General features: G+C 42.7%; 26 protein-coding genes and 1 pseudogene. 19 read left to right on the forward strand and 8 right to left on the reverse strand.

All coding sequences use genetic code 11. The annotated features are described in order from the left end of the window. Positions 1-13 precede the first annotated feature (13 nt). Complete coding sequence (rph, locus tag LAY41_RS25465) at positions 14-742, forward strand: ribonuclease PH (RefSeq protein WP_249104258.1); 729 nt, start codon at positions 14-16, stop codon at positions 740-742. Between the two features lie 195 nt (positions 743-937). Here rph and LAY41_RS25470 read toward each other — a convergent pair whose 3' ends face one another. The 3 genes from LAY41_RS25470 to LAY41_RS25480 all read right to left on the reverse strand — a co-directional run bounded on the left by LAY41_RS25470 (position 938) and on the right by LAY41_RS25480 (position 2478). Next, positions 938-1384, reverse strand: a complete 447-nt coding sequence (locus tag LAY41_RS25470; protein ID WP_249104259.1) for a DUF29 domain-containing protein — start codon at positions 1382-1384, stop codon at positions 938-940. Continuing rightward, complete coding sequence (locus tag LAY41_RS25475; protein ID WP_249104262.1) at positions 1374-1832, reverse strand: DUF29 domain-containing protein; 459 nt, start codon at positions 1830-1832, stop codon at positions 1374-1376. The genes LAY41_RS25470 and LAY41_RS25475 overlap by 11 nt, the downstream gene beginning before the upstream one ends. 133 nt (positions 1833-1965) lie before the next feature. Further along, complete coding sequence (locus LAY41_RS25480) at positions 1966-2478, reverse strand: Spy/CpxP family protein refolding chaperone (protein ID WP_249104265.1); 513 nt, start codon at positions 2476-2478, stop codon at positions 1966-1968. Between the two features lie 457 nt (positions 2479-2935). Here LAY41_RS25480 and LAY41_RS25485 point away from each other — a divergent pair, with 457 nt between their 5' ends. Together LAY41_RS25485 and LAY41_RS25490 are read left to right on the forward strand one after the other, a co-directional pair. Beyond that, positions 2936-4363, forward strand: a complete 1428-nt coding sequence (locus tag LAY41_RS25485) for a HAMP domain-containing methyl-accepting chemotaxis protein (protein ID WP_275974402.1) — start codon at positions 2936-2938, stop codon at positions 4361-4363. Positions 4364-4503: 140 nt separating this feature from the next. Beyond that, complete coding sequence (locus LAY41_RS25490) at positions 4504-5262, forward strand: cache domain-containing protein (RefSeq protein ID WP_249104271.1); 759 nt, start codon at positions 4504-4506, stop codon at positions 5260-5262. On the opposite strand, the gene LAY41_RS25495 is transcribed toward LAY41_RS25490, so the two are convergent. Then, on the reverse strand, positions 5252-6655 hold the full coding sequence (locus LAY41_RS25495) for an RNA-guided endonuclease InsQ/TnpB family protein (protein WP_249104273.1): 1404 nt from the start codon (positions 6653-6655) through the stop codon (positions 5252-5254). The genes LAY41_RS25490 and LAY41_RS25495 overlap by 11 nt on opposite strands. Next, positions 6655-7053, reverse strand: a complete 399-nt coding sequence (gene tnpA / locus LAY41_RS25500; protein ID WP_249104390.1) for an IS200/IS605 family transposase — start codon at positions 7051-7053, stop codon at positions 6655-6657. Before tnpA ends, LAY41_RS25495 begins: the two co-directional genes overlap by 1 nt. Positions 7054-7209: 156 nt before the next feature. Between tnpA and LAY41_RS25505 the strand changes: the two are divergent. From LAY41_RS25505 to LAY41_RS25555, 11 genes and pseudogenes are all read left to right on the forward strand, one after another. Then, positions 7210-7737, forward strand: a pseudogene (locus LAY41_RS25505) (methyl-accepting chemotaxis protein); the annotation flags it as partial. Positions 7738-7972: 235 nt separating this feature from the next. Then, a complete protein-coding gene (gene bchB, locus LAY41_RS25510; protein WP_249104275.1) occupies positions 7973-9499 on the forward strand; it encodes a ferredoxin:protochlorophyllide reductase (ATP-dependent) subunit B in 1527 nt (508 codons plus the stop codon). A gap of 59 nt (positions 9500-9558) precedes the next feature. Further along, complete coding sequence (locus LAY41_RS25515) at positions 9559-9891, forward strand: hypothetical protein (protein WP_249104277.1); 333 nt, start codon at positions 9559-9561, stop codon at positions 9889-9891. Then, a complete protein-coding gene (locus LAY41_RS25520) occupies positions 9879-10355 on the forward strand; it encodes a DUF2188 domain-containing protein (RefSeq protein ID WP_249104280.1) in 477 nt (158 codons plus the stop codon). Before LAY41_RS25515 ends, LAY41_RS25520 begins: the two co-directional genes overlap by 13 nt. Positions 10356-10408: 53 nt before the next feature. Continuing rightward, on the forward strand, positions 10409-10585 hold the full coding sequence (locus tag LAY41_RS25525) for a Panacea domain-containing protein (RefSeq protein WP_275974403.1): 177 nt from the start codon (positions 10409-10411) through the stop codon (positions 10583-10585). Continuing rightward, positions 10585-11025, forward strand: coding sequence for an MAG6450 family protein (locus tag LAY41_RS25530; RefSeq protein WP_249104286.1), 441 nt, complete (start codon positions 10585-10587; stop codon positions 11023-11025). Before LAY41_RS25525 ends, LAY41_RS25530 begins: the two co-directional genes overlap by 1 nt. Positions 11026-11763: 738 nt before the next feature. After that, a complete protein-coding gene (locus LAY41_RS25535) occupies positions 11764-12315 on the forward strand; it encodes a helix-turn-helix domain-containing protein (RefSeq protein WP_249104289.1) in 552 nt (183 codons plus the stop codon). 68 nt (positions 12316-12383) lie between these two features. Further along, positions 12384-12674, forward strand: coding sequence for a type II toxin-antitoxin system TacA family antitoxin (locus tag LAY41_RS25540; protein WP_249104296.1), 291 nt, complete (start codon positions 12384-12386; stop codon positions 12672-12674). A 3-nt stretch (positions 12675-12677) separates the two neighbouring features. Beyond that, on the forward strand, positions 12678-13184 hold the full coding sequence (locus LAY41_RS25545; RefSeq protein ID WP_249104299.1) for a GNAT family N-acetyltransferase: 507 nt from the start codon (positions 12678-12680) through the stop codon (positions 13182-13184). 82 nt (positions 13185-13266) lie between these two features. Next, the gene (locus tag LAY41_RS25550) at positions 13267-13770 is read left to right on the forward strand and encodes a DUF29 domain-containing protein (RefSeq protein WP_249104303.1); all 504 of its coding nucleotides are present in this window, start codon (positions 13267-13269) and stop codon (positions 13768-13770) included. A gap of 276 nt (positions 13771-14046) precedes the next feature. Beyond that, a complete protein-coding gene (locus tag LAY41_RS25555; protein ID WP_249104307.1) occupies positions 14047-14709 on the forward strand; it encodes a class I SAM-dependent methyltransferase in 663 nt (220 codons plus the stop codon). 98 nt (positions 14710-14807) lie between these two features. Here LAY41_RS25555 and LAY41_RS25560 read toward each other — a convergent pair whose 3' ends face one another. Further along, positions 14808-15092 (reverse strand): hypothetical protein, encoded by a 285-nt coding sequence (locus tag LAY41_RS25560; protein ID WP_249104310.1) that lies wholly within the window; start codon positions 15090-15092, stop codon positions 14808-14810. A gap of 184 nt (positions 15093-15276) precedes the next feature. On the opposite strand from LAY41_RS25560, the gene LAY41_RS25565 reads away from it, so the two are divergent. From LAY41_RS25565 to LAY41_RS25575, 3 genes are all read left to right on the forward strand, one after another. Next, positions 15277-16167: a LysR family transcriptional regulator gene (locus LAY41_RS25565; protein ID WP_249104313.1), complete on the forward strand. Its 891-nt coding sequence runs from the start codon at positions 15277-15279 to the stop codon at positions 16165-16167. A gap of 131 nt (positions 16168-16298) precedes the next feature. Beyond that, on the forward strand, positions 16299-16754 hold the full coding sequence (locus LAY41_RS25570) for a Panacea domain-containing protein (RefSeq protein ID WP_249104316.1): 456 nt from the start codon (positions 16299-16301) through the stop codon (positions 16752-16754). Beyond that, positions 16754-17194, forward strand: coding sequence for an MAG6450 family protein (locus LAY41_RS25575; RefSeq protein ID WP_249104319.1), 441 nt, complete (start codon positions 16754-16756; stop codon positions 17192-17194). Before LAY41_RS25570 ends, LAY41_RS25575 begins: the two co-directional genes overlap by 1 nt. 88 nt (positions 17195-17282) lie before the next feature. On the opposite strand, the gene LAY41_RS25580 is transcribed toward LAY41_RS25575, so the two are convergent. Next, the gene (locus tag LAY41_RS25580; RefSeq protein WP_249104322.1) at positions 17283-17798 is read right to left on the reverse strand and encodes a GNAT family N-acetyltransferase; all 516 of its coding nucleotides are present in this window, start codon (positions 17796-17798) and stop codon (positions 17283-17285) included. A 40-nt stretch (positions 17799-17838) separates the two neighbouring features. Between LAY41_RS25580 and LAY41_RS25585 the strand changes: the two genes are divergently transcribed. After that, positions 17839-18336 carry a DUF1648 domain-containing protein gene (locus LAY41_RS25585; RefSeq protein ID WP_249104325.1) on the forward strand — a complete coding sequence of 166 codons (498 nt, stop codon included), beginning with the start codon at positions 17839-17841 and terminating at the stop codon, positions 18334-18336. A gap of 355 nt (positions 18337-18691) precedes the next feature. Then, positions 18692-19042 carry a hypothetical protein gene (locus tag LAY41_RS25590; protein ID WP_249104329.1) on the forward strand — a complete coding sequence of 117 codons (351 nt, stop codon included), beginning with the start codon at positions 18692-18694 and terminating at the stop codon, positions 19040-19042. A gap of 153 nt (positions 19043-19195) precedes the next feature. Here LAY41_RS25590 and LAY41_RS25595 read toward each other — a convergent pair whose 3' ends face one another. Further along, on the reverse strand, positions 19196-19681 hold the full coding sequence (locus LAY41_RS25595) for a gluconokinase (RefSeq protein ID WP_249104331.1): 486 nt from the start codon (positions 19679-19681) through the stop codon (positions 19196-19198). Positions 19682-19841 lie beyond the last annotated feature (160 nt).

Below are 19841 nucleotides of genomic sequence, written 5' to 3' on the forward strand. Positions count from 1 at the left end.
TGAGGCAAAAGCGATGTCCTGGCAGCGTCCTGATGGCAGACAACCCGATCGATTGCGACCGATTCGTTTTGAGCGAAATTTTACTCGCTTTGCTGCGGCATCTGTCCTTACCCATTGCGGTGACACCCAAGTTCTCTGTAATGTGAGTATCCAAGAGAGCGTGCCGAAATTTCTGGAAGGTACGGGCAAGGGTTGGCTGACTGCTGAGTACCGAATGCTCCCAGGCGCAACTCCTCAACGCCACGAACGGGAATTTCTGAAATTGTCTGGACGCACTCAGGAAATTCAGCGCTTGATCGGACGCAGTTTAAGAGCCTCTTTAGATTTGCAGGCGCTGGGAGAACGTACCATTATTGTCGATGCGGATGTTTTGCAGGCGGATGCGGGTACGCGCACGACTGCTATTACTGGCGGGTTTGTGGCACTCGCCGATGCTATGGAAAAGTTGGTTGAGCAGGGAAAGTTGGTGCGATCGCCTATCCGTCACCAAGTCGCCGCTATTTCCGTAGGACTCTTGCAGGGTGAGCCTTTTTTAGACCTCAACTATCCTGAAGATGTCGCCGCTGAGGTAGATTTCAACGTCGTGATGGATGAAAATCTCGGCATTATCGAAATCCAAGGAACCGCTGAGGATGGCACTTTCAGCCGTTCCCAACTCAACCAACTACTCGATTGTGCCGAAAAAGGTATTCGAGATTTGCTGGAATTACAGCGCGAAACTCTACGCGCTTCCACCATCTAAATCATCCCTGTCCGCCAGTCCTTGTGTAGCAAGCATTCCAGACTATGAAAATTTGATAATATAACAATATAGCGATTGAGCTATATGAGCGAACAGATTCGCATTATGACATTTACATATTAGCATAAAAATCAATTAATAGCAATAGGCAAAAAGATTAAATTTTTAAACCAAATTTTACTCTTAAAAATCGTCTCAATTTCGTTTAAATAAAGCATACTCTTCGGTCAAGACTTCCTCCCAAGAAAGAGCGGATAATTCGCACAGCTTCCCCATTTCATCTTCAGCATCTTTCACCGCTCTATTAAAACATTTATCCCAGATAGATTCAATAAAATTACGATTTAAGCTGGGGACTTCTTCTTGAATATCTGCAATTTCTTGACGTGCAGAACGAATGGTAATAATCCAACTGGAACTCCGAAGTTCAGGTTGACATTTCCACTTAATAACATGAGCCATCAATCTAGTTAACTGGCTTGTCAGCGCCAATTTTTTAGATTTCCCCATTGATTCAATTAGTTCGTACAGGCCAACGCTTGCTTCCATCCACTTTTCCTCTTGTAAGAGTTGCTGAATTGCTTGTGCAGTTTGATATTCAGAACCGGCTGCTAACCATTCCCAATCTTGTTTAGTTGGCATGATTTTTTCCTTCGATCAATATGTACTCTTCCTCAAACACTTCTGACCAAGAAAGCGAAGTTAATTCGCACAGCTTACCCATTTCAATTTCAGCTTCTTTCACAGCGGCATTAAAACATTTATCCCAGACAGATTCAATAAAATTTCGGTTCAAACTGGGAATTTCCTCCTGAATATCTTCAATTTCTCGACGAGCCGAAAGAATAGTTATAGCCCCGCTAGAACCCAGGCGTTCCGGCTGGCATTTCCACTTGATAACATGAGCCATCAGTCTAATTAGCTGGCTTTTCAGCGCCAATTTTTTCGATTTTCCCATTGATTCAATTAGTTCGTACAGGCCAACGCTTGCTTCCATCCACTTTTCCTCCTGCAAGAGTTGCTGGATTGCTTGTGCAGTTTGATATTCAGAACCGGCTGCTAACCATTCCCAATCTTGTTTAGTTGGCATAATTTTTTCCTTTTACTTGCTTTCTGGGTATGTTGTTGCGATACCGCGCTCTTATCCCAGTTGTAATAAGAGCGCGGCATCGCAACAACGTACCTAATACCAACCTCAACTATATAACTAGCAACTTGCGTTATTATTGAGCCTGACGGCGATTTGGACGATTTTGACGCATCTGTTGCATTTGTTGGCGCTGCTCTGGAGTCAAAACAGCTTCCATTCGTTGCTTAGATTCCTCCCTGACTCGTTGCATTTGTGCTTTTTGTTCGGGAGTGAGATTCAGCGAAGACCACATTTCACCGCGTTGGCCGCGTTGACCGCGTTGACCTGGTTGACCTGGTTGACCTGGTTGACCGGCTTGACCTCCTTGCTGCCGACGCGCTCTCATCTGTTCCCTGGCGGCGTTCAATTGATTTTTCTGCTCTTGTGTTAAGATACCTTCGATCTGAGTGCGAGTAGATTCGCGAATTTGTCCCATTTGTGTTTTTTGATCGGAAGTGAGATTCAGAGAAGCCATTCCTCCCTGAGCTAGAACCATTGGCTGACCTGAAGAAGTAGGAACTGGGGTAGCCTGAGTTGAAGCGACCAAACCCGTGGAGATCGCAAGTGCGGCGGTAGTCCCTATCAGCGCAAATAATTTCGATTGCATGAGCAAAACCTAAATGGTTAATAACTGTCCCTTTAGACTGGGGGAGTTGGGAGAAAGTTCAACCTGAATTTTGGATTAGGTAGGAAACAACTTAGTTGATTAGGACTGATGGAGAGTAGGACAAATATCTCAGTATAGCCTTGACTTTAGACTTAAAATATGCAATATCTTTGGCGGGAGGGGAGTATAGCAACCGCCAAGGCGGTTAAGCCATAAATCTGGGGAGGGGGCGAAGCATTCGGGCATATAATTTATTGGTTAAAACCGAAGATTTACTACCCGAATGCTTCGCCCCTACTGCCCTAATCGCCTTGGCGGTTGCTATAACTCAAAACTCAAAACTTTCTCTAGCCCCTAGCTATAAAATGTAGCTCACCTTTAATGTATAAGTTCAGTTGAAAACGCCGTAACTCTGTTGAAGCAAGCAAAAAGCAGGAGAAATAGTATGTTTTGGAACATGAAGTTACAAACGAGACTGATGAGTGCCTTTATAATGATGGGCTTGATTGTGTTAGTAGTTGCCTGGGTGGGGTATGACTCCACTTCCCGGTTGAGCGCACACATCGATAATATAGGTCAAAATAACCTACCGAGTATTGAGGGGTTATGGAAAATCAACGAAGGACAAACGCAAATTGAGTCCTCAGAGCGAGCGCTCCTTAATCTTAAGGCAACCCAAGCAGATAGGCAAGCTGAATTAACCAGAATGGATCGAGCTTGGGAACAGATCAACGATGGCTTTAAGCAATACGAACCGATTCCACGCACTTCAGAGGAAGAAAAATTATACAAACAAGTGATTCAGGATTGGGATAAATGGAAGCAGAGTCATGAAGAATTTTTACAGATTAATCAAGAATTCGAGAAGCTGGGAATTTTGAATCCTTTTGAAAGACAGCTACAGTTAATCAGTCAGGGTAAGAGTAATTCGCCAGAAATGACAGCAGCTAAAGCTGCTATGGACGTTTTTAACAAACTTAGTCAGAAAGGAAGAGCTAATCGTGTTCCGTCTGCGATGGTATCAGCATCATTAGTAAAAAACTCGGAGAACAACCGAGAGCAGTCAAATAATAGTAATAAGGAAGCGAATCTGGATATCAGCCAGACTAAATTTTGGGTGCTTGTGGGGATGACAATTGGCCCGCTCACAGCTATTATTTTGGGTTTCTTCTTAAGCAAGCAGATCCTCCAATCGATCAGCCGTGTCGTTAATATAATTTCTACATCTGGGATCGAAATTACCAGCACAGTTGAGGAGCAGGAACGCATTGCCAACCAACAGGCAAGTTCGGTAAATCAAACCACCACTACAATGACTGAGTTGGGAGCTTCTTCTAGGCAAGCCGTAGAACAAGCGGAAGCGTCCACCCTAGCAGCGCGTCGTGTCGCTCACCAAGTAGCCCGCTTGAGCGAACAAACCTACCAAATTGGTACAATTACCAACATTGTCAGCCAATTGGCAAGTCAGACAAATATGCTGGCATTAAACGCAACCATTGAGGCGGTGCGTGCTGGAGAATATGGTAAAGGCTTTACAGTAGTAGCTGGTGAAATTCGCAAATTGGCGGACGAGAGTAAAAGCTCGGCAGAGAAAATTAATAGCCTTTTAGTCACTATTCAAAGCATCACTGATGCTAACTCGATCGCAGAAAAGGAAGGGGGGTTTGAAAGTATTGTCGCTGCTGTCAACAGTATTGTCATAAGTTCACAACAAATTTCGCTCACGTCTAAACAGCAAGCGATCGCGATCGAACAAGTCGTCTTTGCCATGAACACCGTCAACTCCGGTGCCCAACAAACTGCCAGTGGCATTACTCAAACCAAAGTTGGCATCCAAAGACTCAATGAAGCGGCCCAAGCTCTGAAGGCAATGGGTGTCAGCTAGAGGGACAATTTCAGATTTCAGATTTCAGATCGATCCAATTTTTTGATTCCGCTCAGAAATGCACGCAAAAATTAAGCTTCTTCAGGAAAATCTCCATGAATTTAAATTTTTTCAAAAAACTCCAGAATAAAATTCTGGTTATGCTAATTTTAAGTACAATTATTCCAGTCTCAATTATTGGCTGGTATGGCACGTATAATTCAACTCAGGCATTGACTAATTCAGCCTTGAATCAGATTAATTATGTATTAACTTACAATGCTGAAAAAATTCAAGATTTTTTAGATAGTATCGACAAAGATGTTTTGTTTCTTAGCAAAGTGCCACCAGTTCAAAAAATTGCGATCGCTAGAGAAAATGAAATTGACAACAAAGACAATCTCGATTACCAAAATTGGACTAATCAGCTAAACGCCATATTCCTGGAGATGGCTAAGGTTAAACCCTATTATATGCAGTTACGTTATTTGGATGAAAACGGTAACGAAATGGTGCGTGTAGATTCAGATGGAGTCCAGGGTAAAGTGATTCCTACCACCGAACTACAAAACAAAGCTCAGACTGAATATTTTATCAAGACGATGCAGTTAAAAACAGGAGAAGTCTATGTTTCTCCTGTCAACCTCAATCGGGAGAAAGGTAAAATTGAGGTTCCCTACAAGCCAGTTATTCGCTACAGCACTCCCATTTATGGGACAGACGGAAAACAAAGGGGCATTGTTGTTGCTAATGTTTTTGCGAAAGCGTTTATTGACTCCATCAAAAATATTAAGCCTTTTGAGGGTAGCAAGGCATTTTTATTGAAGAACCCCACGCATAGAATGCGGGGGATTCTGACCCTCATCGCTGAGAGTCCACGCTCTCCAAAAATCCCGCACTTCGACAGGCTCAGTGTTTGATTTCTAGAGGCTTCCCAGGCTCAACATACTGCTGTTGATGCTCTTGCTCACAATTCATATTGGGCAAATCCTTGGGCGTTAATTCCGGGATGACCTCCCGTACTTGTAACTTAATTCCTAATTCAGCAAGTCCGCGTTGCCTAATAACTACAGCCGCATCTACATCGGCATCTGCTATATGACCACATGACTCACAAACAAATTTTTCTTTGTCTCTATTTGTGGGGCTGATATAACCACAGACCGAACATTCTTGAGATGAATATCTAGGATTGGTTTCGTGAAATAGATTGCCTAGCTTTGCAGCTATTACTTTAACTTTCTCTTTCAATGAAGCCCAAGACGCATCCCAAATAGCTCTATTTAAGCCCGTTTTTGCTGATTGTCCATTTTCTACATACTTGCCTGTTTCTTCATCAATTTTAGGTGAACATCTTTTCATCATCCCTTTAACGTTTAAGTCTTCAAAGATCATACAACACTTAGTCTTTGAGTTTAATTTATGGGCTAATTTCCATTGAAAATCCTGCCGCTGATTAGCAACTTTATTTTCAATCAGTGCTAGATATTTATAAGCCTTACGCCGATTTTTAGAGCCTTTTATTTTTCGACTAGCTGCACGGCTTCTGATATTTCGTCGTCGTTCTTGTTGGGTATAAAATTTAGGATTATTGACAATTTCCCCCGTACTAATGGAGAGAATTTTATTAATACCTAAATCTATACCAATCGCTGATGTAATTTCAGATGGCAATGGCATATTCGGTACTGACTCATCTTCTAATCGTACTGAAATATACCATCCATCCGACTTAAGTTTCACTGTAACAGTTCTGATTTTAAACCCGTATGGGAATAATCGAGATTGATAAAAACGCATCCAACCAATTCCCGGTAATCTCACTTTATTTCCTGTGAATCTGACATCACCTGGGGGATAACTAAATGAATGATATTGTCCTCTACGCTTAGGTTTAGGAAATTTTCCCAACCCTTGAAAAAATCTTTTAAATGCGTCATCAACCCGCCTTAACATTTGTTGCAAGACATGGTGTTGAATGCGTTTATACCAAGTCCGCTCACATTTTAGATTAGGTAAATCTGCATCTTGTTGGGCTAAAGCATTCCGCTTTTTGCTCACTCCTTTTTTATCTGTTGCCCAAGGATTCCCATAAAGAGCATTTTTAGAAACTGAACAAGTGAGTGGAGTACATTCAGCGCCAGTATAAATATCACAGTAATCACCCATGACGGGAAATACAGCTTGTCTATAAGCTTGTTCTCTTTCTCGCACCCTAAAATTGTATTGCAACCGCAACATTTCCACGTGCTGTTCCATCTCTTTTTCTTGAGACAAAGAAGGGTCGAGTCGGTAGTTATAAGCTAAAAGCATTAAATATTTTTTTGGTTTTGAATATATTGTTTAATAATTTCCAATGGTGCGCCGCCTACCGTAGCACAGAAATAGCTGTTAGTCCACAATGTCGGAAGTCTACTTTTTAGCCAAGAAAATTCTTGCCTCAGCAGTCGTGATGAGCGACCTTTCATATATCTTAAAAGTTTGGCGATTCCGAATTGTGGATCTATCTCTACCAAAACATGAACATGATCTGGCATAATTTCCATTTCCCGAATATTCGCCCCAAATTCCGATGCTACCGACTGTAATATTTGTTTAAGTCGAATATCTACTCCGTTAATCAAAACTTTGCGCCGATACTTAGGACACCAAACGACATGGTAGCAGCAAGAATAGACGACATTGTGATTTGACTTGAATTTTTTATCCAGATCATTTAATATACAGCACTTAGCTATATATTGTTATTAAGTTTTATTGCGATTGTTTGGTATGAAGAATATTTGACTGTGGCTAAAGCCACAAGCGCCCTTACCCCGTACTTAAAAGATAGGGGCTTGCGGGCGCGTTTTTCGGTCAACAGCGATTTAAGTGAGCAGACTACTCAAATTGGTAACATCTCCAAGGTAGTGACAGATTTAGCCAACCAGACAAATATGCTGGCTCTAAACGCAGCCGTTGAAGCTGTTCGCGCTGGGGAGCAAGGTAAAGGATTTGCCGTCGTCGCGGCAGAAATTCGCAAACTGGCAGATCAAAGTAAGAAATCAGCCGAAAAGATCAACATCCTCGTGACCGATATCCAGAAAGCAATCAACTCAACTATCATAGCTACAGATGCCGGGACGCAAACCGTAAAAGATGGGGTATATATTGCACAGGAGACAGCAGAAGCGTTTAAAGGTGTAGCATCGGCGATTGACCAAGTGGTTGTCAACAACCAACAAATCGCCCTCAACGCCAAACAGCAAGCGATCGCGATCGAACAAGTCGTCTTTGCCATGAACACCGTCAACTCCGGTGCCCAACAAACTGCCAGTGGCATTACTCAAACCAAAGTTGGCATCCAAAGACTCAATGAAGCTGCCCAAGCTCTTAAGGCAATGGGTGTCAGCTAGTGGAATTTATCCAAAATATATCAAAAAATTAAGAATAATTTCATAAAACAATCTCCTTGTTGTTTTAATGGCAAGCTATATGGCTAGGATGGAGCATATTTCAGCGATTTGCTGCCAAGTCTAAGTTTCGTAAGTCGCTACTTTCATCGACTGCATCTGGTGCGAAAATCAGAAACGGCTACAAAAATAACCGATCACTATTACGCTTGCTTTGACTAGCGCAAGGGAGAACAGAATGAAATTAGCTTATTGGATGTATGCAGGCCCCGCTCACATTGGCACTCTTCGGATTGCCACTTCTTTTAAGAACGTCCATGCGATTATGCACGCACCGCTGGGGGATGACTATTTTAACGTAATGCGATCGATGTTAGAGCGGGAGAGGAATTTCACGCCAGTGACAACCAGTATTGTCGATCGGCACGTTCTGGCACGCGGTTCTCAAGAACGAGTGATAGATAATATCACCCGCAAGGATAAGGAAGAACATCCTGACTTAATTGTGCTAACTCCGACTTGCACTTCTAGTATTTTACAAGAAGATTTGGGAAATTTTGTCGAACGGGCGCAATTAGATGCTAAAGGCGATGTGATGTTGGCAGATGTGAATCACTATCGCGTGAATGAATTGCAAGCAGCCGATCGCACTTTACATCAAATTGTTCAATACTACATCGAAAAAGCTCGCAAACAAGGCAATCTGCCAGAAGGCAAAACCGAAAAACCTTCTGTCAACATCATCGGTATTACTACCCTTGGTTTCCACAACCAGCACGATTGCACCGAACTTAAACGCCTCATGGCTGACTTGGGAATTGAAGTCAACGAAGTAATTCCCGAAGGTGCATCTGTTCTCAACCTGAAGAATTTGCCAAAAGCTTGGTTTAACCTAGTTCCTTATCGGGAAATCGGGTTAATGGCAGCTAAGTACCTGGAACAAGAATTCGGAACGCCTTGTGTGGATATCACGCCGATGGGTGTGGTAGAAACTGCGCGTTGTATCCGCAAGATTCAGCAAGTAATTAACGAACAAGGCGGTGATGTTGATTACGAAGATTTTATCAACGAGCAAACTTTGCACGTTTCTCAAGCTGCTTGGTTTTCCCGTTCCATTGACTGTCAGAATTTGACTGGTAAAAAAGCTGTTGTGTTTGGCGATAGCACTCACGCCGCCGCGATGACCAAAATTCTGGCGCGGGAAATGGGAATTCACGTAGTTTGGGCGGGAACTTATTGCAAGTACGATGCTGATTGGTTCCGGGAACAAGTTGGCGAGTATTGCGATGAAGTGATTGTCAGCGAAGATCACGGTCTGATTGGAGATGCGATCGCGCGCGTCGAACCCTCGGCAATTTTCGGTACGCAAATGGAACGCCACGTCGGTAAGCGTTTGGATATTCCCTGCGGTGTAATTGCAGCACCGATTCACATCCAAAACTTCCCAATTGGTTACAAACCTTTCATGGGTTATGAAGGGACGAATCAGTGCGTCGATCTGGTCTACAATTCCTTCACGTTGGGAATGGAAGATCACCTGCTGGAAATCTTCGGCGGACACGATACTAAGGAAGTGATTACGAAGGGAATTTCTGCTGATTCTGACCTTGGTTGGACTAAGGAAGGACAAGCAGAATTGAATAAGATTCCCGGTTTCGTGCGCGGTAAAGTGAAGCGGAATACTGAAAAGTTTGCACGCGAAAGGAATATCGCGCAAATCACTGTTGAAGTGATGTACGCGGCGAAGGAATCTGTCGGAGCTTAGGTCAAAAAATAGTAGGGCATCCAAAAGGGATGCCCTAGATCGATTAAAATTAAAACACAATGACGCAGAGTAGCAATATACTATGGATAGGGCGTTCGGTGAACGGTGTATCTATCCGTCTCACTAGGGAGCGGTGGGAGCATATCATTACAGAACACCCTGAGATGCAGACTCAATATAATCGGGTTTTAGAAACTTTGGAGAACCCGGATTTGATTCAACAAGATGAGGCTACAAGTGCGTTGCTGGCGCTGCGCTTCTATCAAGAAATTTCCCCAAATAAATTTGTGGTAGTGGTGTATGTCGAACTTAGTAGCTATGATGGATTTGTAATGACAGCTTATCTCAGAAAACAGCCATCCTCAAGTAAGCGAATTATATGGACAGTTTAAAAATTCTGGAAAATTCTAAAAAAGTTACTGCTTTTTATGATAAAGAAGCAGATGTTCTTTATATATCACTGGGAGAGCCACAAGAGGCTGTAGCTGTGGATGTGGGTGATAGCGCGATCGCACGTTACAATGAGGAGAGCCAAACACTTGTTGGTATTACTTTAATTGGACTAAAACAGCGGGTATTGAAGAAATTAAATCGCCAATTGCACGTCGCACCTCACCAAGATGGGTGGGTGGTAAAAGAGGAAACTGACGTTGCATCTGAAAAAATGTTTACGACTAAGGAAACAGCGCTTAAATATGCAGTAGGAGTGGCAAAGGCTCAATGGCTTGAAGTAGTAATTTATGATGAAAATGGTAAAATACAGGAGGTTATTAATCCAGCCATAGATGCTGTATTACAGCGCCGACAACAGCAACACGAGTCGGAATTGAATGAATCTGAGTGTTTGAAAAGTTAATAAACGGGATAAAGATGAACTATAAACTACAAGTGTAGTAGCTACTAGAAGTTCTGGAAGAAGTTTGGACTGCTTATGGTGAATTGAGTGCTAAACGACTTGAAGATTTGACACACTCAGAAAAACCTTGGATTAATGCTCGTAAAGGTTTAGATCCTGCCGAAAAATCATCAAATATTATTTCCCATGAGGATATGAAAGCTTATTACGCCTCTTTTTTGGAGGAGTAGTGGGAAAGTCTCGTATTAAAAAGTTTTCAGCCACAAGTTCGTCAAGCCGAATCCCTGAATCCGCTTTAACTCATCCAACAGGTTCCGAGAATGCACACGAACAACACCCCAGCTTTAGGTTTGAGCATACTGATGAAAACCGCTGGGTTTTATCGGATTGGCAACCATCAGAAATTGATGATTTTATCCGGGCGCTTAAAAAAAATGAGAGATATACATGGGCGCAAATAAAAAGCCAAGGGTCTAAACAACGTAGTGGTTCTGTAGGTTGCGGATACAAGCTAATTACCAATCATCCAAAGCTACCTGAAAGTGTCAGCGATGATGTGAAACTTTCAGAAATGCGGGTTGATGAAAGAAAGCGGATTTTTGGTTTTCGCGTAGGTTCGATTTACTATATTGTGTGGTTTGACCGAGACCATAGCGTTTGTCCAGAGTGATTTGGACTATAATCAGTTATGAAGTCTGCAACCCTTGCTTCTTTTTGACTGCTCTACCTAATAGAAGCTCCGTCTGGTATCGTAGCTAGAACCGGACAATCAATAGTAGTGACCCCTTTCCAGTTAAAGTTATTCTTATCCATAACAGTTGGAGAGGTGACGTGCCTTTTTGTACGCTGGTCTAAAAGGTATATGCGGTTCTTCAAAGGATGTCCGTTTTCTCCACAACGGACAAGTCTGTTATCATTTGTTATAGATGGTCCGGGTTCAACGGCATCGGTGTCTAAATAATCTCGATGGTTGGATACAAACAATCTTCCATATACACTGGGACCTGCGATATGACGGATCTGACCACGGTCAACCCAGAAAATCCTACCATTACCCGGATTTCTAACTAGAAGACCGTTTAAATCTGGGCGATTGCGTTGGAATGACTGAGCGTTAACGCTTTTATGAAAAGTGCTTTCAGTTGTAGCAAGGAGGAGAACAGACGAGAGGAAAACGAATGGAATTAACTTGTTCATATTGACAAAGTGAAGTAATAGCTGTTGGCTATATCAATTCCGTATTGTGGCTGACGCTCCCAATACACCTATCGATAATTCGGTAAGTAATTTAACCAACTTGATACTACTTATCATGTCAACCGATCGCAGCTTTGGCAAGTCGGAAAAAAGCGGATAAAGTCGGAAAAAAACGGGTTATACTAAAATAGTGTTGTATTCAGATATACTGATGGATACCCAAGATGTCTTAAACTCTATTGATGAGCTAGTGTTTGCCAAGACAGGCAAACACCTCGACAACCTGCAATTAGCAATCCTCAAGGGAGTCTTGAATCATCGGAAATACTCGCAAATCGCGGAAGAGTATCACTGTAGCCAGGGTCATATAAGGGATACTAGCTATCAGTTATGGCAGATACTATCAAATGCGCTGGGCGAAGACGTTAACAAATCGAACTTTCGCGCTACATTAGAAAGATGGCGAATAGTAAATTCCTCAAGTATAGTAAATACCGGACGAATTGGGTATATTAATTTTTGTAGTAATCCTGCACAAGAATCTGAATCATTTTCGTCAGAGCGATCGCAATCAGAAAATAACAGCAATAATAATGTCAAAAAATATCCAAATTATCAAAAACTTTTAGAAGAAGCTGAACGCAAAGCTAAGCGAGAAGCAGTACCTAAATTGGCAAAACTAGGTTTGAGTGCCGAACAAATTGCAGAATCTTTAGAACTGCCGTTAGCAGAAGTGCATCGAGTAATTCAGAATGGAAAATAGCGATCGCACCCTTTCATTTCCCCCATATCTCGCTACAATAAAATCAATCCCTTTATTTCCAAGTAACTATGTCAACTTCCCTTGACAATAGCCAAACAACTAAAGTTGAAATAACCCTTACTCAAGCACAAAAACAAACCCTAGAAAAAGCCGCTTCTATTAGGTGTCTAAGTCTGGACGAGTATTTGCTGGAAGCAGCTTTGAATCTAGCAGAAGAACAACCCCTACAGCCGGAGTCGATCGTTCTTTCCGATAAAGACTGGCAAATTGTTACCACAGCAATTGAAAATCCACCAAAACTCAACCCTAGTCTGAAAGCAGCAATCAAAAGATACAAAGAAGAATATCAACAGAAATAAGCAATGCAATGGATTTTTTGCTCTATCGATGATGCCGGCGTGATTCGGGATAATTTTGACTGTGGCATCCCGGAGTTAAACGAGTATCTCAAAAAATACGCTCGCCAAAATCAAAGAAAAGGCATTGCCAAAACCTGGGTGGCAATTACTCAAGGCGGTGATAGACAAGTAGCAGGCTATTATTCGATTAGTATGGCTGAATTGAAACAAGAATCTCTGCCTGAAAATTACAGAAAAGGATTGCCACGCTACCCCATTCCAGTCATGCGGATCGGAAAACTAGCAGTAACTCAATCAATGCAGGGTAGAAGACTAGGGGAAACACTGCTAGTTGATGCTTTTAACAGAGTTATTCGTCTATCGCAGGATATTGGGGTATTTGGAGTGATAGTTGATGCTTTGAACGCACAAGCTAAGGAATTTTATCTAAAATACAGCTTTATTACTTTAGAGAGCGATGAGCTTTCACTTTTTATCCCTATCACTAGGATATTGGAAGAGTTTACCTAATTAAATTGATAGTGCGATCGCACTCTTCGTAAATGATAAACTAATGTCAGGTTTGTATAGAAATTTAAGGTGTAAAATCTTGATGTACCTCCCGAAAACTAACCCAGAAACAACAATACCTACACCAAATCTTTACGAAAAAGATTTCTACGCATGGACGCAGGAACAAGCATCTTTACTCCGCAACCAACAATGGAGTCAGCTTGACGTGGTAAATTTAATTGAGGAGATCGAATCTTTGGGAAAACAGCAACGCCAAGAACTGCGAAATCGTTTGAGCTTGCTAATCGGACATTTGCTGAAATGGGAATATCAATCCGAACGTCGACGTCGTAGTTGGTTAGCAACAATTCGCATTCAACGTCTGGATGTTTCGGAACTACTTGAAGGTAATCCTAGTTTAAAACCTTACCTGGAAGAAGCATTACAGAAAGCTTATATTAAAGGTGTCGAATTAGCTGTTAAGGAAACAGAATTATCTCGTCGTACTTTTCCCGTAGACTGTCCGTACAGTTTATCTCAAATATTAGAAGATAGCTTCTATCCGGGGGAACCGAGTGAGTTGGAAAATGAATATAATTTATAATGCGATCGCACTCTTGGTAAATGATAGACTTATGTCATAACACTTTGATATCGCTCTTTCCAACAGTCGATCGGTAAACTGTTTGTACTAACGTAAGTTGCTAATTATATCATTAAGGTAAGTTGTTGCGCTTTAGCGCTCTTAGAGCGCTAAAGCGCAACAACTTACCCATTATCCATTCTGTCAAAATCAACCGCAAAATAAATTTTTATGCCGATCGGCCCCTGCGAACAAGGCTAGTATAGATGGTGAGCGTTGTCGATTTCTAAACTAACAATGTCAGCAAATACCCTTGGCTTTGACACTCAATTCTATAATTACCTGTTATCCGCGTCTTTGCGGGAGGCAGACGTACTGCGGCGTTTGCGAGACGAAACCACCTCTCATCCACGCGCCGTAATGCAGCTAGCGCCAGAACAAGGTCAGTTCTTGGCGCTGCTGGTTCAGCTGATGGGAGCAAAGAAAACCCTGGAAGTCGGCGTCTTTACTGGTTATAGTTCGCTCTGGGTAGCTATGGCACTTCCGGCAGATGGTAAGATGATCGCTTGCGATGTTAGTGAGGAATACACTTCTGTAGCTCGTCGCTATTGGCAAGAAGCTGGAGTGGCAAATAAGATCGATCTGCGAATAGCGCCAGCACTGGAAACGTTGGATCGGTTATTGGCAGAGGGACAGGCATCCACTTTTGATTTTGCGTTTATCGATGCGGATAAAGGGAATTACGAGGGGTATTATGAGCGATCGCTCCAACTTGTCCGTCCCGGTGGTTTGATTGCAGTTGATAATGTGTTGTGGTACAAACAAGTTGCCTACCCTGAAAGTCAAGATCAAGTTACCAAGGTTATCCGAGCTTTTAATGAAAAATTGCATCGCGATGAACGAGTTTTCCTCAGTCTTGTTCCTATAGGAGATGGATTGACTCTAGCGCTTAAGCGATAACTAAGTGGAGGCAGGTAAATAAAGTGAAAATGGTTATTTAAAGGCGGGACGCCTGCCCAGTTTTCAGTTTATTTTCACTGACCTACTTATCTGCTTAATTATTGGTAATACTGTTGCTCAATCCACATCCGCATTTCGGCGTCGGAAGCAACGCAGGTAGAGCGACCTGTAGCTGGATCGTAGGCGTGCCACTCCTTATTACCACTGCGATCGCTCTTTTGCCAAACCCGCAGATCTTTCCCACTCATCATAGCTTTGACTAGACGCAGCCAAAATTTATTAAGAAATGACAAATTTGGGGGCGTATATTCTTTAAAATTACTCTCAGTATTATCCCTTAATTTCCGTTGTTGGTTATCTAAAGAAGCTGTAGCTAATTTCATAGAAATATCCTGATAAGTAAGAGGGAATTTATCACCTTAATTTCACTGTAACGGTATCTAAATCGATCGACCATACACAAATTGCATGGCTTGTATGAATAAAATCGATAGATAGGGAGGCTAAAATAATTTGGTGGGTTTTGCGATCGCGCAGAAACCGCTTGCATTCCAGGAGGGAAGAAAAATGAAGCTTTCCCAGCTTCGTGCTTTAGTTGCGGTGGCAGACTACGGCAATTTCAGCGAAGCAGCACTGCACATGGAGATATCCCAGTCGGCAGTCAGTCATGCGATCGCTTCTCTGGAGGAAGATTTGGGCGTGGTATTGCTTTCTAGGGGGCGTCACGGGGCGCATCTCACCCCTGTAGGGGAGCGGATCACGGCTCATGCACGTCAAATGCAGCGGCTTTTGGAGGCGATTCGGAAAGAAGCGAACTTAGAAAAAGGCTTAGAAGGCGGCATTGTGAGGATTGCCTCCTTTCGCAGCGTGGCGACTCATATCTTACCAACTGCGATCGCGCGATTTCGCCAAAGCTTCCCCAATATCACCGTCACTATTACAGAGAATGACGCTTTCACAAATATCGAACAAGCTTTGCGCGAAGGTTATGCCGACATTGGTTTCACCTATCTACCTGCAAGCGATGAATTTGAAACTTGGGAAATCCTGCGGGATGATTACATTTTGCTTTTACCACCAACAACTCACCTGAGAAATGCCCAGATTAGTTGGAAAGAATTAGCCACCTATCCACTGATCGTGAGTTGTTTGACTCCCTGCAATGAATGGATTCGCAAATGTTTGTCGAGCGCGGAATTTCCTCTCAACATTGCTTATGAAATAAAGGAAGATTCCACGATCGTCAGCATGGTTTTGCAAGGTTTGGGGGCGGCTATTCTGCCTCGTCTTGCAGCCGAACCCGTACCGCCACAAGTGCAGGTGTGCAGTTTGCCATCTCATCTAGAAAGGGTAATTGGCGTAGCAGTTTTGGCAAATGCACTTCATGCTCCAGCGGTTTATGCGTTTCTCGATGCGATTAGGAATACGGGAAGATTTGCTGTGAGAACGGCAGTTTGATTTAAGGATAACGTATGAGGAATATACTATAATATTAATCGTTGTAATTTTAGCAAAAACTTTGCCTAAAGCAACAGCCTTGCTCGGTGATTGTTAGTCAAATGTAAGTAGCGCTGGGTTAGATATAGAATATGAGAAGCGCTTTAGATATCGCTCGTTACTTTTTGTGCCGCGTCGATCGAGATGCGGGTGATACAATCTCGCCTCTGAAGCTTCAAAAGCTTGTATATTACGCCCAAGCTTGGAGTTTGGTATTGCGAGATAAACCACTTTTTTATGAAGATATTCAGGCTTGGGTTCATGGGCCTGCGATATATGAAGTCTGGGATGCTTATAGAGATTACCGATATGGAGCTATTCCAGAATCGGAAGAGGAATTACCGGAATTTGAAGACGATGAAATAGAAGTTCTTGAGGAAGTTTGGACTGCTTATGGGGAACTGAGTGCGAAGCGACTTGAAGATTTGACACATTCAGAAGAACCTTGGATTAATGCTCGTAAGGGTTTAGATCCCGCCGAAAAATCATCAAATGTTATTTCCCATGAGGATATGAAAGCTTATTACGCCTCTTTTTTGGAGGAGTAGTGGGAAAGTCTAAGATTAAAAAGCCTTCCGGCGGAAGTTCCTCACGCCGAATACCTGAATCAGCTTTAACTCATCCAACAGGTTCGGAGAACGCAGACGAACAACACCCCAGCTTTAGGTTTGAGCATACTGATGAAAATCGCTGGCTTTTATCGAATTGGCAACCATCAGAAATTGATGATTTGATCCGGGCATTTCAAAAAATTGAGAGATATACATGGGCGCAAATAAAAAGCCAAGGGTCAAAACAACGTGGTGGTTCTGTAGGTTGCGGATACAAGCTAATTACCAATCATCCAAAGCTACCTGAAAGTGTTAGTGATGATGTGAAACTTTCGGAAATGCGAGTTGATGAAAGAAAGCGTATTTTTGGTTTTCGCGTCGGTTCAGTTTACTACATCGTGTGGTTTGACCGAGATCATAGCGTTTGTCCAGAGTGATAAACGCTCGTAAATAGCTTCTTTTGGCGGCTCGCGATCGATAATCTCCTATTGGGAAGCGTAAAGAATTTCAGCGAGCAAAAGATTATTATACTTCATCAAAGTATGTTGGATATCTCACAATCCCGCTAACATTTTTCAACGCATCGGGCATAAGTTCAAACACCATAAACGCTTCATCGGGAACTGGGAAGGGTGCCTGCATGCCGAATTTACTCGCTGTTTGGAAACCAAAACGGCGATAATATTGCGGATGCCCAAGAACTACAACAATACTATGGCCTAAGTTACGGCATTTAGACAAACCCACTTGCACCAGTTGGGTGCCAATAGCTTGACGCTGACGCGCAGGTGTCACAGCTAAGGGTGCGAGTGCTCCCGCGCCACTTATCTGTTCTTGTGCTTCAATTGTAATAGGGCTAAACAAAATATGACCCACGACATTCCCATCCTCTTTTGCCACGATGGAGAGTTCGGGAATAAAATTGGGGGAGTTGCGGATAGCTTCCACCAGTTGGGCTTCATTTGTTTGACCAAAAGCAGCTGTTACTACTTCCCGAATGGTGGCTATATCATCTTCTGTTTCGCTAGAAAAAGTCAGCATAAGATTATTGTTGCCTAAATCTAATTATTGGAGCTAAAATATGACTTCGCGACCTGTTTTGAATATTCCCCGCTCTACCTTAGATACAGCAATAGAAATCGCCGCTGTAGCAGGCATTCTCTTAACCATTATACTCCTCATCACTAAGTGGGATACTTTACCTGATGTTATTCCCATCCATTTTGATATTTCAGGCAAGCCAGATTCCACAGGCAGCAAACTGACTATATTACTATTTCCGGCGATCGGCATATTGATTTATGCGATGCTGACAGTAATAAATCGCTTTCCCCATACGTTTAATTATCCTTGGCCAATTACAGAAGCGAATGCTTACAGGCAATATCAGATGGCTGTGGGTTTAATGAGATGGCTGAAACTGGAACTTGTCTGGCAATTTGCTTTTATAGAATGGCAAATTATTCTGGCAGCGTCAGGAAAAGCGTTGGGATTAAATGTGGCGTTTTTGTCGATAATACTCTTGGTTGTGTTTGGCACTGTGGGGTATTATCTTTGGCAAGCATATCAGAGCCGTTAAGTTTTGAGGCTGGCAGTTTAAGTGCGGACGGTAGAACCCCACCCCCCAACCCCCTCCCCGTTGACGAGGAGGGGGGCAAGAGTATTATCCCAAACTAAACGGGCAACACCGCCCAAGGCTACCAAAACTCCCAAAATAGCTCTGAACGCTAAACGACAACAACGTACCAAATCCAGAAATTTTACGTTTTGTTACATAGCTTCTTTTTAGATTGGGGATATACTTAGTTAATCATCCTGATGGAACAGAAGGAAAATCTACTTGAGTTAGATGCCATTTGGTAAACCAGGCGACCATACTTTTTCTAAAACTTAGCTTTACTTACAAAAAGAGAAGACTGATTTAGGAGTTGGGTATGAAATACAGCTTTGACCTCCTGGGAGTATCTCCAGTTTTGTACTTTTTTAATCAGCAACAGCAGATCCAGCAGCAAAAACCACAGAATGGTGTAGAATACGTGGGAGCCTATAAATGCACCCTGGATGCTTTACTAGAATCTGTCGAACCTGTGCCTCCAATGCGAGGTTGGGATTCGGATCGAGTTGTGGATACCGTGATTAACTTCTGGATGAACAACTCCGAGAGCATCCAGTATTGGAAAGAACGATTGCAGGATGCCGGAAGCGAAAATCTTTTGGTGGCACGAGTTGGCGATATCGAATCATTACAGGCTGAATTTGAATCCCTGTTAGGGAAGAACAGTTAAAGAATTCCTAGAGCTAGGATTCAGTCATCTCCAAAACCCGGTTTCTGTCGCTCTATCAACTGATATTTCGTTAGCTTAATTCAAAGAAACCGGGTTTTTAGTCCCTATCTCTCAGACTGAATCGGTGTTCTAGCAGAGGAGTATAGCTTTACTTCATATACCAAGAGTTGTTATAATCTGCTGCACGATCGCATCTGGCGGCTGGGCCGCATCTACAAAAATAGCCGATTCAGGTTCCTCAAGGGTGTCAAACTGGCTTTGCAGCAACTCTTTACTCATGAAGTGGTGCTGACGTATTGCCAGCCGCTTCTGGATGAGTTCAAAGCTTCCCTTAAGGTAAACCAGCCGTATTCGTTCGGGGTCAAAGTAAAGCATCTCGCGATAAGAAGATTTTAGGGCAGAACACGCCAGTATCATGTCGCGTTCTTCTCGCAGCCATTGAGCTTGAGCCGACTGCATTGCCAAAAGCCACGGTATCCTATCCGCATCGGTGAGGGGAATGCCTTTGCTCATCTTTTCAACGTTCGCTGGCGAGTGGAACGAATCGGCGTCGCTAAACTGCCAATTCAGTGCCGACGCCAGCATCATTCCAACGGTAGATTTTCCGGAACCGCTAACCCCCATAACGATAACGATCATCTTGCCACCATTGAGTGTTTTTAGCTATGAATAGTTCAGCTTAATCCTGCTTAACACAGTCGCCTCTTACTTAAGCAAGAAAAATTCTGTTTCCCACAATTGTTAAGATTCTGCCTTAAGAGCTAAGAACGGGTTTAAAGTAGTAGATAAAATTAGTTAA

It is taken from the genome of Argonema galeatum A003/A1 (assembly GCF_023333595.1).
Classification (GTDB): Bacteria; Cyanobacteriota; Cyanobacteriia; order Cyanobacteriales; family Aerosakkonemataceae; genus Argonema; species Argonema galeatum.

What these genes read in the sequence shown, in the direction of transcription:
- rph (WP_249104258.1), top strand. Translation starts at nt 14, where the DNA reads ATGTCCTGGCAGCGTCCTGATGGCAGACAACCCGATCGATTGCGACCG.
- LAY41_RS25570 (WP_249104316.1), top strand. Translation starts at nt 16,299, where the DNA reads ATGAGAAGCGCTTTAGATATCGCTCGTTACTTTTTGTGCCGCGTCGAT.
- LAY41_RS25495 (WP_249104273.1), bottom strand. Translation starts at nt 6,655, where the DNA reads ATGCTTTTAGCTTATAACTACCGACTCGACCCTTCTTTGTCTCAAGAA.
- LAY41_RS25520 (WP_249104280.1), top strand. Translation starts at nt 9,879, where the DNA reads ATGGACAGTTTAAAAATTCTGGAAAATTCTAAAAAAGTTACTGCTTTT.
- LAY41_RS25515 (WP_249104277.1), top strand. Translation starts at nt 9,559, where the DNA reads ATGACGCAGAGTAGCAATATACTATGGATAGGGCGTTCGGTGAACGGT.
- LAY41_RS25490 (WP_249104271.1), top strand. Translation starts at nt 4,504, where the DNA reads ATGCTAATTTTAAGTACAATTATTCCAGTCTCAATTATTGGCTGGTAT.
- LAY41_RS25565 (WP_249104313.1), top strand. Translation starts at nt 15,277, where the DNA reads ATGAAGCTTTCCCAGCTTCGTGCTTTAGTTGCGGTGGCAGACTACGGC.
- LAY41_RS25560 (WP_249104310.1), bottom strand. Translation starts at nt 15,092, where the DNA reads ATGAAATTAGCTACAGCTTCTTTAGATAACCAACAACGGAAATTAAGG.
- LAY41_RS25475 (WP_249104262.1), bottom strand. Translation starts at nt 1,832, where the DNA reads ATGCCAACTAAACAAGATTGGGAATGGTTAGCAGCCGGTTCTGAATAT.
- LAY41_RS25535 (WP_249104289.1), top strand. Translation starts at nt 11,764, where the DNA reads ATGGATACCCAAGATGTCTTAAACTCTATTGATGAGCTAGTGTTTGCC.
- LAY41_RS25580 (WP_249104322.1), bottom strand. Translation starts at nt 17,798, where the DNA reads ATGCTGACTTTTTCTAGCGAAACAGAAGATGATATAGCCACCATTCGG.
- LAY41_RS25595 (WP_249104331.1), bottom strand. Translation starts at nt 19,681, where the DNA reads ATGATCGTTATCGTTATGGGGGTTAGCGGTTCCGGAAAATCTACCGTT.
- LAY41_RS25585 (WP_249104325.1), top strand. Translation starts at nt 17,839, where the DNA reads ATGACTTCGCGACCTGTTTTGAATATTCCCCGCTCTACCTTAGATACA.
- LAY41_RS25550 (WP_249104303.1), top strand. Translation starts at nt 13,267, where the DNA reads ATGTACCTCCCGAAAACTAACCCAGAAACAACAATACCTACACCAAAT.
- LAY41_RS25480 (WP_249104265.1), bottom strand. Translation starts at nt 2,478, where the DNA reads ATGCAATCGAAATTATTTGCGCTGATAGGGACTACCGCCGCACTTGCG.
- LAY41_RS25590 (WP_249104329.1), top strand. Translation starts at nt 18,692, where the DNA reads ATGAAATACAGCTTTGACCTCCTGGGAGTATCTCCAGTTTTGTACTTT.
- LAY41_RS25470 (WP_249104259.1), bottom strand. Translation starts at nt 1,384, where the DNA reads ATGCCAACTAAACAAGATTGGGAATGGTTAGCAGCCGGTTCTGAATAT.
- LAY41_RS25555 (WP_249104307.1), top strand. Translation starts at nt 14,047, where the DNA reads ATGTCAGCAAATACCCTTGGCTTTGACACTCAATTCTATAATTACCTG.
- bchB (WP_249104275.1), top strand. Translation starts at nt 7,973, where the DNA reads ATGAAATTAGCTTATTGGATGTATGCAGGCCCCGCTCACATTGGCACT.
- LAY41_RS25485 (WP_275974402.1), top strand. Translation starts at nt 2,936, where the DNA reads ATGAAGTTACAAACGAGACTGATGAGTGCCTTTATAATGATGGGCTTG.
- LAY41_RS25540 (WP_249104296.1), top strand. Translation starts at nt 12,384, where the DNA reads ATGTCAACTTCCCTTGACAATAGCCAAACAACTAAAGTTGAAATAACC.
- LAY41_RS25545 (WP_249104299.1), top strand. Translation starts at nt 12,678, where the DNA reads ATGCAATGGATTTTTTGCTCTATCGATGATGCCGGCGTGATTCGGGAT.